This window comes from Anaerococcoides asporogena (assembly GCF_029590275.1).
Lineage (GTDB): Bacteria > Bacillota > Clostridia > Clostridiales > Clostridiaceae > JG1575.
Map to the genome: position 1 here is coordinate 1,176,642 of NZ_CP120965.1, position 12,591 is coordinate 1,189,232.

The window sequence follows — 12,591 nt, forward strand, 5'->3', positions numbered from 1 at the left end:
TATAATTAAGTTAAGAACCAATTGAAACGGAATAATATTCCAAGGGGTGCGATAATGGAAAAAGTAATTGAAATGAAGGGAATCACCAAAGTTTTTCCGGGTGTCGTAGCCAATGACAAAGTGGATTTTGATTTGAACAAAGGAGAGATCCATGTTCTTCTGGGAGAAAATGGCGCTGGAAAGACGACGCTGATGAATGTCCTGTACGGACTCTATCAGCAGGAAGAAGGCAAGATTTTTGTCAATGGCAAGGAGCAGAAGATCACCAATCCGTCCAAGGCGATCGAGCTGGGCATCGGCATGATCCATCAGCATTTCATGCTGGTCGATATCTTCACGGTGACTGAGAACATCATTTTGGGCAATGAACCGATGAACGGTCTTCAGGTTGATCTGGACAAAGCCCGGGAAGATGTGAAGCAGCTGGCAGACCAGTATGGCTTCAATCTGGATCCCGATGCCCTGATCAAGGACATCACGGTCGGCCAGCAGCAGAAGGTTGAGATCCTGAAGGCGCTTTACCGGAAGACCGACATCCTGATTCTGGATGAACCCACGGCGGTTCTGACGCCGCAGGAAATCGACGAACTGGAGATCATCCTGCGCAACCTGACGCGGGAAGGCAAGTCGGTTATACTCATTACCCATAAACTCAAGGAAATCATGAAGATGAGCGACCGGGTAACCATTCTCCGGCTGGGCAAGGTCGTGGGGCAGGTACTCACGAAAGATACGACCATTCCGGAGCTGGCTGAACTGATGGTGGGCCGTCAGGTCAAGCTGTCCGTGGACAAGGAACCTCATGAAGCCGGGGACGAGGTACTGGTGGTATCGAACCTGAACTACAAGGATGAGCGCGGGGTGGCTAAGATCAAGGATCTGTCCTTCTCCGTGCGTCGCGGCGAGATTCTCGGCATTGCCGGCGTTGACGGCAACGGCCAGCAGGAACTGGTGGAGATTCTCACCGGCCTGATCAAAGCCGACTCCGGCAGCGTTCGGCTGAACGGTCAGGAAATCCTCGGATTCAACGCGGACCAGGTCATCCGGGCAGGCATGTCGAACATTCCGCAGGACCGGCACAAACGAGGCCTGGTGCTGCAGCTTCCACTGTATGAGAATGCCATTCTCGGACAGCATCGCGAGAAAAAGTTCAACAAGGGCATCTCGCTGGATTACGCAGCCATCAAGGAATACACCCGGGGTCTGATCAAGGATTTCGACATCCGGACCCCCAATGAATCGGTTCCCGCCCGAAGTCTTTCCGGCGGAAATCAGCAAAAGCTCATCGCAGCCCGCGAAATCTCAAAGGATCCAGCGGTGCTGATTGCGTCCCAGCCCACCCGGGGTCTGGATGTCGGAGCCATTGAGTATATCCATAAGCGCCTGATCCGGGAGCGGGACGCTGACAAGGCTGTCATCCTGGTTTCCCTGGAACTGGATGAAGTCATGGATCTGTCCGATCGCATCAGCGTCATCTATGGCGGGCATATCAGCACCACCATCGACCGGGCCGACGCGACGGAAAACAAACTGGGCATTCTGATGGCCGGAGGTACGCTGGAAGCTGCCTCAGCCGCCGCAGTGCCCGCCCAGCCACCCGTCTCAGAAGTCATGGTGCAAGCCATTCAACCGGAACCGAAGGAGGTCAGCCATGGAACAGAAAAATAAGGCTCGCTCATTGGAGCAATTCCTGCCGCTGATTACTCCGGTGGCTTCGCTGGCCCTGGCTCTGGTCATCTCCCTGTTTGTGGTGTACTACACCATTCCGGACATTTCACTGGGCGATTCCGCCAAGTTGTTCTTCTCTTCGCTGCTGGAAGCGAACTTTAAGAATACGAAGGCCGTCTCTGACTTCCTGGTCAATACCACTCCGCTGATCTTCACCGGACTGGCCCATACGCTGGCATTCCGTTCCGGACTGTTCAACATCGGTGTCGAGGGTCAGTTCACGGTGGCAGCCATCACCGCAGCCGCTCTGGGGCTCATCCCGGGGCTGCCGATGATCGTCCATATCCCGCTGGTCATCGCCGGAGCCATTCTGGCCGGTGCCCTCTGGGCATTCATTCCCGGCTTCTTCAAGGCGACCCGCGGGACCAATGAAGTCGTCAACACCATCATGATGAACTACATCGCCATGCATGTGTACAACTACATCGTCAAGAATCCACTGAAGGTTCCCAACACCGTAGCCACGGAAACCATTCAGTCCTCCGCTTTCCTCTATCGATTCCTGGGCGACCGGTATCGGGTCAATTTGGGCCTGTTCCTTGCCATTGCCTGCGCCTTTGGCGTCTGGTACTTTATGAGCTACACCAAGAACGGCTTTGAACTCCGGGCCACCGGCCTGAATATGTACGCAGCAGAATACGGCGGCATTAACCGCAAGCGCAACATCATCCTGGCAATGGTGCTCTCGGGCGCCCTGGCCGGCTTGGCCGGCGCGGTCCAGATCATGGGGCCGGAGCATTCAGCCAAGGAGCTGTCCATGTTCGCCGGATTCGGGCTCAACGGCATCGCCGTAGCGCTGCTGGCCAAGTCCCATCCGCTGGGCGTTTTGCTTTCAGCCATGCTGTTCGGAGCCCTGATCAATGCCGGACCCTACATGCAGCTGAACGGAATCTCCAAGGATATCGGCTATATTGTCCAGGCTCTGGTTATCCTGTTCGTAGCGGCAGACCACATCTGGAAAATCCTGCTGGATAAGAGAAAGAAAAAGGAGGCAGCCAAAAATGGAAAATAACTCATTGCCTTTCCTGGTAGCGTTTTTGGCTGCCACTCTGCGCATTGCCACCCCGCTGATCCTGACTTCCCTGGGCGGCGTACTCAATGAAAAATCAGGCGTCACCAACATCGGTCTGGAAGGCATCATGATCATGGGCGCTTTCTTCGCCGTGGTAGGATCCCAGTATACCGGCAATGCCTACATTGGCCTGGCATCGGGAATTATCGCCGGAATTGTCACGTCGGGCATTCACGCCTTCCTGTCCATCAACCTCAAATCTGACCAGGTTATCTCCGGTACGGCCATCAACACGCTGGCCTCGGCCATCCCGTCTCTGCTGCTCTGGATCCTCTTTGGAATGCAGAGTCAGTCGGAAGGGGTAGCCCGAATCGGCTATTCTCCGGCGGTTCGCAGTTTTCTGGGCGGAATTCCCGGGATCGGACCCTTCCTGCTGGAACTGAACTATATGGTCTTCGTCGCTCTGATTTTGGTTGTTGTGTTGACCTGGGTGATCAACAAGTCCCGCTGGGGACTGCGTCTGCGCGCTGTGGGTGAATATCCCAGAGCGGCGGATACTCTGGGAATCAGCGTCTTCCGGACGCGCTACCAGGCAGTGCTCCTGTCGGGTGTGCTGGCAGCCATCGGCGGAGCCTCTCTGTCCATCGTCTCGGGCAATGTGTACCGGGATGGCATGATCAACGGCCGCGGCTTCATTGCCATGGCGGCCATGATCTTCGGCAACTGGACACCCTTGGGGGCTTTGGGCGCTTCACTCCTGTTCGGAGCGGCGGAAGCCCTGCAGATTCGGTCCCAGGCCTTCGGACTGCCCATCCCAACAGAGGCTTACTACATCCTGCCGTATCTTCTGACCATGATTGCCATCACCCTGTTTGGCAAACGGTCGCATGCTCCGGCTTCTCTGGGGCAACCCTATGAGAAGGGGCAGCGCTGATCCGGGGTCTTGATCAATCGATTTCGAAAAGCTGCATCGCTGATGCGGCTTTTTCCTTTGGGATCAGAAGAAAAACTGATACACCAGAGGTTTTTCAGAAGCACCAATCTCTTCACGAATTGGATTGATTACAAAGTTATGCTTAATCTAACAATTGAATTATCGGAAAATTAAAAACAGGTAAATTTTTGTTTAATCCCAAAAGCTTTTTCAACAGTATGGTAAATATTCCGTCCCCACTGTGCGAACGTTTGCACATCGGGTACAATGTAAACATTAACATATTGTTAAAGGAGTTGAATTCATTTGAACGCACCAATCCTTATCGTCATTCTTTACATGATCGGCATGCTGGCCGTTGGTTTCTACACCAACAAGTATGCCATCAAGAGCAGTACCGACTACATGCTGGCCGGTCGGCGCATGGGAGTCCTCATGGTGGCAGCCTCGCTGTCCGCCAACAACGTGGGCGGCGGCTCCACTTTGGGCGTCGCAACCAGAGCCTTCGGCGTCTGGGGCTTATCCGCAGCCTGGTATGTCATCGCCGCTTCCGTCGCCATGATCCCCCTGGCCTGGTTTGCACCAAAAATCCGCAAAACCATGGCTGTGACCATCCCTGAAGTCGTCAATCGCCGCTTTGGCGATCTGGCAGGCAGCCTCACGGCCGTCCTGAATGTTCTGGCCTTATTCTTCCTGACTTCTTCCCAGATCCTGGCATCCGGAACCGTCGTCAACGCGCTGACGGGCATTCCTCTGAATGTCAGCATCCTGATTGCCGGTGTGGTCACCATCGCTTATACCACCATGGGCGGTATGATCGCGGATCAAATTACGGACTTAGTTCAATTCTTCATCATTCTCTTAGGTCTGGCCATTGCCCTGCCGTTCATCATCAACGGTGCCGGCGGCTGGGAAGTCATCTCCTCCAAACTGCCTCCGGTTCAGCTTGATTTCTTCAAGATCGGCTGGGTAACCATTCTTGGGCTGGTATTCAACTACTTCTGTACTTTCCTGTCCGGACCGGAAATGGTTTCCCGTTTCTCTTCCGCCAAGGATGAACGCGCCGCTCAGAAAGCATCCGTCCTGTCCGCAGTCCTTATGACCATGATGGCTTTCATCCCGACGATCATCGGTCTGGTCTCCCTGGCCATGGATCCGCAGCTGGACGGTGGAAAAGGAACCTCCGCCCTGATGTACGCGACCACTCACTTTGCACCGTCCTGGATCACTGGAATCGTTGCGGCAGCGATTGTTGCAGCCACCATGTCCAGTGCCGACTCCAACCTCCTCTGCGCTTCCACCATTATTATCCGGGATATCTACATGAAGTACTTTAACCCCAATGTGGAAGACAAGCGCATCATTTTCCTGACCCGCGCCAGCAACGTCGCAATCCTCGTCATCAGTATGGGTATTGCCATGTTCAAGGTCAACATCGTGACCATGAATCTCTTTGCCTTTGCCCTGCGCAGCGCCGGACCCTTCGCCGCCTATGCGTTTGGTCTGACGGTGCCCAAGGCTTCGAAACACTCCGGGCTGGTATCCATCATTGTCGGATCCATCGCCGTTGTGTACTGGCAGGTATACAATTCCACCCATCCGGTACTGCCGATTGTTTTCGGCTGCGCCATGGGTACCATCGCGTTCTTCGTCACAACGTTCCTTGAAAAGAACAATGTCGCTCCTTCTGCCTACGTTGAGGGCGAGAAATAGTTTCAGGAACTGGATCATCACAGGGCCGCCGACTCCAGCCGGAGTCGGCGGCTTTTCCGTTGACGCGGTCAGTTGGGCGAGCAAAAGGCTCTGAGATCGTGTCACCTTATTTCAAATCCGAAGTGGAAGATTGGTCTTTTGCCTGGCTTTGAGGCTATAATTAGAATAAGGTCTGCGGGCGAATCCCCCGCGACAGAACCGATGGACACAGTCCGCAGGGAGGGATGGCATGAAGATTTGTTTCGAGCGAAGGGCCTATGAAGGGGAAACGAGGGTGCTGACCTCATTTGCCAAAACGCGTGAGTTTTCCGATGAAACCACTATGGAAGAAGTGGTGGATCAGTATGTATATCAATACCTGTCAGTCCTGGAGCTGCCGGATCATCGCCAGGACTGGAATCTGATGGCAGTGCGCGACATGAGTTGTCAGGTTCTGGCACGGGTGCGCCAGGGCGCAGTCGAGGAGCTGGAAAGCGGTTCTATGACGGTCAGGGAGTACTTCGGCAATGGCGGTCCGGTGATGATTCTGGGAATGACGACAGCGACGGATCCGTGTCCGAAGGAAACTTCCGGCCAGCCGGGGCAGACCAACTGGAAAAACATCGAGATGCCGATCCGGATCGATACCAAGGATATTCAGATCCTGGCCCTGTTTCTGGCCCTGATCTCCATTGTTGCCTTCGTTATTCTGGTTCTGCATTATCAGAGGACCAAAGTTCTATTGGCCGAGCCGCTGATCACTGTCCTGGTCGGGATGGTGGCCTGCTATTTTACTCTGCTGAAAGGGCGCCGCATTACCTTTAAGCATCATGTCGTGGTCTACCGTAACCGGTTCAACCGCTACGAGCGGTTCACCCCGGAGCAGTTTGATCATGTGGAGTGGTTTCAGCCGGGACGCGATATTAAGTTTGTGTTCCGCTATGAAGAAAAGCAGCGCAATTTTATTTCCACCCGACTCAAGCATGACCTGCGTCTCATTATTTGGGCCAAAAGTCAGGGGATCCCGATTTATTCGTCCTACCCATAATACAGTGAAATCAGAAAATCCGATGATTTCAGTGAATCCAGATATTCAATGCAGCCAGAGATTCAGTGAATCCAGGATCAACCGACAGAATGAACAGCCAGAGCCTGAGGGCTCTTTTTTTGTTCCGTGCTGATGGCCGGTTGGTTTGGTTTCAATCCAGGCGAGGGGATCGCCCAGGCAAGATGATTTTTTGGCTTGGAATTGGCTCAGGATATCGTTTACTGCAATTAACAGAAACGCAAGAAAATGGATATTTCCTTCATAGTAAGTTAACATCAGGGGAAGAAAATCTTAATATTAAGGATTTACAATTAAAGTAATGCGGTTATAATTAAGGTGGGACGTAAATTAACAATCGGGACATAATATGTCCCAAAGGAGGCGGCGTGAACAGGATACTTCAATTGCAGCGAAAAATAATTCCTGAAGGCATCGAGCTTCTCGAACGACGATTTACGCTTCTGCGCACCATCCAGTCGGAGCAGCCCATCGGGCGGCGCACACTGGCTCAACGCTCCGGACTGACTGAACGGGTGGTTCGGTCCGAGACCGATTATCTGAAAAGCCGGCAATTCATCGATTTTGTGCCTCGCGGCATGATCATGACGCTGTCTGGAATCGATCTGCTCGAAGAACTGACCGCAATCATGCATGACTTTCTGGGACTCGAGGAAATAGCCGAGGTCCTGCGTAAGTCCCTTCATTTTAAAAAGGTCTATGTCATCTCCGGGGATTCGGATGAACAGCCGGAGACGTTGGATGAAATGGGGCGGAAAAGCTCTGAGCTGCTGGCCCGGATGATGAAGCAATATTCCGTTGTAGCCCTGACCGGCGGCAATACCATCAAGAAAATGGTGGAACAGTTTCCCGCCAGCCGGAACTATCCGGATGTCACAGTGGTGCCAGCCCGGGGCGGCGTTGGACGTCATTACGACATTCAGGCCAATACGCTGGTCGGACAGCTGGCTGACAAAATCGGCGGAAACTACCGGCTCCTGAATCTCCCGGATATGATCAGCGAAGCTGCCCTGGAAACGATGCTGAAGGAAAAGGAAGTACTGGAGACGATCCGGCTGATCCGCCAGGCTGACGTCGTCGTTGCGGGCATCGGCGATGCCATGACCATGGCTCGTCGGCGCAACCTGACCGAGGAAGAAACCAGAGAACTGCGACAAGCAGGAGCTCAGGGCGAGTTTTTCGGATCTTATTACAACCAGTCCGGCCAGATCGTCAAGCAGAATTTGGCGGTGGGGCTTTCCCTGGCGGATGTCCGCCAGTCCCGAGAAGTCATCGTACTGGCCGGCGGCTCAGCCAAAGCCCGGGCTATCCTCTCGGTGGACTTCAATGCCCTGGGAGCGACCCTGGTCACGGATGAGGGCGCAGCCCGAGAAATAATTGAACTGTCGAAAGACATGGCAATAAATCAAACAACAAAAGAAACACTCTAAACCATTCTGGGAGGGATAATTTATGGAACAAGTTAAAGTAGGCGTCAATGGATTCGGTCGAATCGGCAAGCTGGCCTTTTGGGCAGCGCTGGAAAATCCTGAAGTTCAGGTAGTTGCAGTCAATGACCCCTTTATGGATATTCCTTACATGAAGTACATGCTGACCCATGATTCCGTGCATGGCGGCTTCAAGGGCGAAGTCGAGGTCGATGAGGAGAACAGCTATCTCATCGTGAACGGAGAAAAGGTAAAAGTCTTCTTTGAAAAAGACCCTGCCGCCATCGACTGGGCATCAGCCGGGGCAGAATACATCCTGGAATGCACCGGGCTGTTCACCAAGTCCGAAGATGCCAGAAAGCATCTGGCCGGCGGAGCCAAGAAAGTCATTATTTCCGCGCCATCCGCGGATGCGCCGATGTTCGTCATGGGCGTCAATCAGAACACCTACACCAGTGACATGGACATCATCTCCAACGCGTCCTGCACGACGAACTGCCTGGCCCCCATCGCCAAAGTCCTTAATGACAAGTTTGGCATGCTCGAAGGTCTGATGACGACGGTCCACTCCACGACGGCTACTCAGAAGACGGTGGACGGTCCTTCCAAAAAGGACTGGAGAGGCGGGCGGGCCGCTTCCACCAACATCATCCCGTCATCCACCGGTGCGGCCAAGGCCGTGGGCAAGGTCATTCCGGAACTCAACGGCAAGCTGACAGGAATGTCCTTCCGCGTTCCGACCATTGATGTTTCCGTGGTCGACCTGACCTGCCGACTGGAAAAGCCGGCTTCATACGAAGACATCAAGCTGGCCATGAAAGAGGCATCAGAGGGTGAACTCAAGGGCATCCTGGGGTATACTGAAGATGAAGTGGTATCCACCGATTTCATCCATGACAAGCGGACCTCCATTTTCGATGCCAAAGCCGGAATTTCTCTCAATGACCATTTCGTCAAGGTGATTTCCTGGTATGACAACGAATGGGGTTACTCCAACAAGCTGGTTGATCTGACCGCCCATGTTGCAAAAGTCGACGCTCAGACCAAATAGCTAAAACCGAAAAGGGTGGGTCCGGTCTATAGCTGATGTTATATGCCGGACTCTTTTCAGGGATTGATCGGTTCCCGCCATAACTTGAGTCCATGCAGGAGGAAAATGTATGAATTACAACAAGAAAACTGTGGAAGACATTGATGTCAAAGGCAAGCGGGTTCTGGTCCGCTGTGATTTCAACGTTCCGATGAAGGACGGACAGATCACGGACCAGTCCCGCCTGGAAGGCGCGCTGCCGACGCTGCGCTACCTGTCCGAGCATGGTGCCCGCGTCATTCTGACGTCGCACCTGGGCAAGGCCAAGGGTCCGGATCCGTCCCTGTCACTGGCTCCCGTTGCCAAGGCTCTGTCAGAGCTTTTGGGACGCGACGTGAAGTTTGCCCAGGATGATGCCGTGGTCGGTCCCAATGCCCGGGCAGCCGCTGCCGCCATGGCTGACGGCGACTTGATTCTTCTGGAAAATACCCGGTTCCGGCCCGAAGAGAGCAAGAACGGGGAAGACTTTGCGAGGGAACTGGCTTCTCTGGCGGATGTCTATGTCAACGACGCCTTCGGCACGGCCCATCGCGCCCATGCTTCCACGGAAGGCGTGACAAAATTCCTTGATACTGCGGTTGCCGGCTACCTCATTGAAAAGGAGCTGAAGTTCCTGGGCGAGGCGGTAAACAATCCGGAACGTCCCTTCGTGGCGATTCTGGGCGGAGCCAAGGTTTCAGACAAAATCAACGTAATCAACAGCCTTCTGGAGAAGGTGGACACTCTGATCATTGGCGGCGGGATGGCCTACACCTTCCTGAAAGCTCAGGGCTACACCATCGGCAGCTCGCTGCTGGAGGCCGACCGGATGGATTATGCCCTGGAAATGGTGGAAAAAGCCAAAACCAAGGGCGTCAGCCTGCTTCTGCCGGTGGACCATGTTGTCGGGGCGAAATTTGCCGAAGATACCGAACCGGTCGTCACTCCGGATCAGAATATTCCCGAAGGCATGATGGGGCTGGACATCGGACCGAACACCCGGGAGCTTTTTGCCGATGCAGTCCGCACCGCCAAAACGGTCATCTGGAACGGACCCATGGGGGTGTTTGAATTCAAGAACTTTGCCCAGGGCACCATTGCGGTGGCGAAAGCCATGGCAGAGTCGGATGCCACCACGGTCATCGGCGGCGGCGATTCTGCCGCGGCAGCCAACCAGCTGGGCTTTGGCGATCGCATGACCCACATCTCCACGGGCGGCGGAGCTTCCCTGGAATTTCTGGAAGGCCAGGAACTGCCTGGTATTGCCGCATTAAACGATCGGGAGGAACTATAAGATGAGACGACCTGTCATTGCCGGAAACTGGAAAATGCATTACACGCTGCCGGAAGCTGTGAAAACGGCCAAGGAGCTGATTCCCCTGGTAGCAGACGCTGACTGCGAAGTGGTGCTGTGTGCGCCGTTTATCCATCTGCCGGAGCTGGTTTCAGCGACGGCGGGAACCAACGTGAAGATTGGAGCCCAGAACATGCACTTTGAGGAGAAGGGCGCCTTCACCGGTGAAATCTCTCCCGGAATGCTGGAAGATCTGGGGGTAGATTACGTCATCATCGGTCATTCGGAGCGCCGTCAGTACTTCGGTGAGACGGATGACACGGTCAACCGCAAACTCAAGGCGGCGTTCAACCATAAGCTGATCCCCATTATGTGCTGCGGCGAGACGCTGGAACAGCGCGAACAGGGCGAGACCGAGGAACATCTGGAACGTCAGGTCAAGGGTGGCCTGGCCAATCTGTCGCCGGAGCAGGTTCAGGAAATGATCATTGCCTATGAACCAATTTGGGCCATCGGCACCGGAAAGACCGCCACCGCCCAGGATGCCAATGACACGATCCATCTGATCCGCAATACCGTGGAACAGCTCTATGGCGAAGAGGTGGCACAGGCCGTGCGCATTCAGTACGGCGGATCCGTCAAGCCCGATACGATCCAAGAACAGATGGCGATGTCGGACATCGACGGCGCGCTGGTAGGCGGAGCTTCCCTGAAAGCTGCCGATTTTGCCGCCATCGTTCGCTACAACAAATAACCAAGGATAAACGGGCAAGGCCCGTAAAGGAAAGGAACCACATGAAAAAACCGGTTATGCTGCTAATTCTCGATGGCTTCGGGCTCAATGACAAAACGCTGGGCAATGCCGTGAGCGCAGCTTCGAAACCAAATTTTGACTATTACTGGAACCATTATCCCCATACCACGCTGAATGCTTCCGGGCTGGCGGTCGGCCTGCCGGAGGGCCAGATGGGAAATTCCGAAGTCGGCCACATGAACATTGGCGCCGGCCGGGTGGTCTATCAGGAACTGACCAGGATCTCCGAGATGATCAAGACCCAGGAGTTTTTCCGCAATCAGGCCCTGAACCACGCCTTTGACCAGGCGCTGGCCAGGGATGGCGCGGTTCATCTGCTGGGCCTGGTATCCGACGGAGGGGTACACTCCCATATTGATCACATCAAAGCGCTGATCCGGCTGGGCAAGGAGAAGGGGATCAAGAAGCTCTACCTCCATGCCTTCATGGACGGCCGGGATACGTCTCCGACCGCCGGGGCCAGCTATCTGAAAGAACTGCAGGATCTGATGGATCTGGAACAGACCGGTCAGATCGCGTCCGTCAGCGGGCGTTACTATGCCATGGACCGGGACAATCGCTGGGAACGGGTTGAACGGGCCTACACCGCCATGGTGCGCGGCACAGTCAATCAGACGCAGGATGCCATTGCCTATCTGGAAGCTTCCTACGAAAAGGACATCACCGATGAATTCATCGACCCGGTGACTGTAACGGCAGGCGGTGAGCCTGTGGGACTGATCACGAAGGGCGATTCGGTCATCTTCTTCAACTTCCGGCCGGACCGGGGACGGGAAATGACCAGAGCGCTCAATGACCGGGAATTCTCCGGGTTTACCCGGGACAACCTGGATCTGACCTATGTCACGCTGACCCAGTATGACCGCACGCTGGAAAACGTCGAGGTTGCCTACCTGCCGCAGGAACTGACCCATATGCTGGGCGAACTGGTGTCAGCGGCCGGCAAAAAGCAGCTGCGCATCGCCGAGACCGAAAAATACGCTCATGTCACATTCTTCTTCAACGGCGGCGTCGAACAGCCCATGGCCGGGGAGGATCGGATTCTGATTCCTTCACCGAAAGTGGCGACTTATGATCTGAAACCGGAGATGAGTGCCCCCGAGGTGACTGACGCAGTCATTCGAGCCATGGCCGAGACGGCCTATGACATGATTGTGCTCAATTATGCCAACTGCGATATGGTGGGGCATACGGGCGTATTCGAAGCAGCCAGAACGGCGGTGGAATACCTTGACGGCGCGATGAAGCGGGTCATCGACAACGTTCTGGAGCAGGGCGGATCGGTCTTCGTCACGGCCGACCACGGCAATGCCGAGCAGCTCATCGATTATGAGACCGGCGAGGTGTTCACCTCCCATACCATCAATCCGGTGCCGCTGATCTATATTACCAATGAACCGGCCAGGGAACTGCGCAATGACGGCATTCTGTCCGATCTTGCCCCGACCATGCTGGAAGAAATGGACATGGTGGTCCCTTCGGAAATGACCAGCAAATCCTTATTTAAACGAAAGATCTGATTCGATCCCAACGACGAGCTCACGGCCCTTGGCCG

Annotated in this window: 11 protein-coding genes; all 11 read left to right on the forward strand. The window is 54.6% G+C overall.

Annotation, left to right across the window (positions count from 1 at the left end; translation table 11 throughout):
• The first annotated feature begins 54 nt into the window (after window positions 1–54).
• Window positions 55–1,668 (forward strand): ABC transporter ATP-binding protein, encoded by a 1,614-nt coding sequence (locus P6M73_RS05585; protein WP_277855128.1) that lies wholly within the window; start codon window positions 55–57, stop codon window positions 1,666–1,668.
• Entirely contained in the window at window positions 1,652–2,740 is a 1,089-nt protein-coding gene (locus P6M73_RS05590; RefSeq protein WP_277855129.1) for an ABC transporter permease, read from the forward strand. The genes P6M73_RS05585 and P6M73_RS05590 overlap by 17 nt, the downstream gene beginning before the upstream one ends.
• Window positions 2,730–3,674 (forward strand): ABC transporter permease, encoded by a 945-nt coding sequence (locus P6M73_RS05595; RefSeq protein ID WP_277855130.1) that lies wholly within the window; start codon window positions 2,730–2,732, stop codon window positions 3,672–3,674. Before P6M73_RS05590 ends, P6M73_RS05595 begins: the two co-directional genes overlap by 11 nt.
• Before the next feature lie 306 nt (window positions 3,675–3,980).
• A complete protein-coding gene (locus P6M73_RS05600; protein WP_277855131.1) occupies window positions 3,981–5,387 on the forward strand; it encodes a sodium:solute symporter family protein in 1,407 nt (468 codons plus the stop codon).
• Window positions 5,388–5,616: 229 nt separating this feature from the next.
• On the forward strand, window positions 5,617–6,414 hold the full coding sequence (locus P6M73_RS05605) for a hypothetical protein (RefSeq protein WP_277855132.1): 798 nt from the start codon (window positions 5,617–5,619) through the stop codon (window positions 6,412–6,414).
• 89 nt (window positions 6,415–6,503) lie between these two features.
• Window positions 6,504–6,734 carry a hypothetical protein gene (locus tag P6M73_RS05610; RefSeq protein WP_277855133.1) on the forward strand — a complete coding sequence of 77 codons (231 nt, stop codon included), beginning with the start codon at window positions 6,504–6,506 and terminating at the stop codon, window positions 6,732–6,734.
• An 84-nt stretch (window positions 6,735–6,818) separates the two neighbouring features.
• Window positions 6,819–7,862 carry a sugar-binding transcriptional regulator gene (locus P6M73_RS05615; RefSeq protein WP_277855134.1) on the forward strand — a complete coding sequence of 348 codons (1,044 nt, stop codon included), beginning with the start codon at window positions 6,819–6,821 and terminating at the stop codon, window positions 7,860–7,862.
• Window positions 7,863–7,884: 22 nt separating this feature from the next.
• Complete coding sequence (gene gap / locus P6M73_RS05620; RefSeq protein ID WP_277855135.1) at window positions 7,885–8,910, forward strand: type I glyceraldehyde-3-phosphate dehydrogenase; 1,026 nt, start codon at window positions 7,885–7,887, stop codon at window positions 8,908–8,910.
• Between the two features lie 109 nt (window positions 8,911–9,019).
• Window positions 9,020–10,222, forward strand: coding sequence for a phosphoglycerate kinase (locus P6M73_RS05625; RefSeq protein ID WP_277855136.1), 1,203 nt, complete (start codon window positions 9,020–9,022; stop codon window positions 10,220–10,222).
• A gap of 1 nt (window position 10,223) precedes the next feature.
• Window positions 10,224–10,976, forward strand: a complete 753-nt coding sequence (gene tpiA, locus P6M73_RS05630; protein ID WP_277855137.1) for a triose-phosphate isomerase — start codon at window positions 10,224–10,226, stop codon at window positions 10,974–10,976.
• Between the two features lie 41 nt (window positions 10,977–11,017).
• Window positions 11,018–12,556, forward strand: a complete 1,539-nt coding sequence (gene gpmI, locus P6M73_RS05635) for a 2,3-bisphosphoglycerate-independent phosphoglycerate mutase (RefSeq protein ID WP_277855138.1) — start codon at window positions 11,018–11,020, stop codon at window positions 12,554–12,556.
• The last annotated feature ends 35 nt before the right edge of the window (window positions 12,557–12,591 follow it).

What these genes read in the sequence shown, in the direction of transcription:
- P6M73_RS05585 (WP_277855128.1), top strand. Translation starts at nt 55, where the DNA reads ATGGAAAAAGTAATTGAAATGAAGGGAATCACCAAAGTTTTTCCGGGT.
- P6M73_RS05590 (WP_277855129.1), top strand. Translation starts at nt 1,652, where the DNA reads ATGGAACAGAAAAATAAGGCTCGCTCATTGGAGCAATTCCTGCCGCTG.
- P6M73_RS05595 (WP_277855130.1), top strand. Translation starts at nt 2,730, where the DNA reads ATGGAAAATAACTCATTGCCTTTCCTGGTAGCGTTTTTGGCTGCCACT.
- P6M73_RS05605 (WP_277855132.1), top strand. Translation starts at nt 5,617, where the DNA reads ATGAAGATTTGTTTCGAGCGAAGGGCCTATGAAGGGGAAACGAGGGTG.
- P6M73_RS05610 (WP_277855133.1), top strand. Translation starts at nt 6,504, where the DNA reads ATGAACAGCCAGAGCCTGAGGGCTCTTTTTTTGTTCCGTGCTGATGGC.
- gap (WP_277855135.1), top strand. Translation starts at nt 7,885, where the DNA reads ATGGAACAAGTTAAAGTAGGCGTCAATGGATTCGGTCGAATCGGCAAG.
- P6M73_RS05625 (WP_277855136.1), top strand. Translation starts at nt 9,020, where the DNA reads ATGAATTACAACAAGAAAACTGTGGAAGACATTGATGTCAAAGGCAAG.
- tpiA (WP_277855137.1), top strand. Translation starts at nt 10,224, where the DNA reads ATGAGACGACCTGTCATTGCCGGAAACTGGAAAATGCATTACACGCTG.
- gpmI (WP_277855138.1), top strand. Translation starts at nt 11,018, where the DNA reads ATGAAAAAACCGGTTATGCTGCTAATTCTCGATGGCTTCGGGCTCAAT.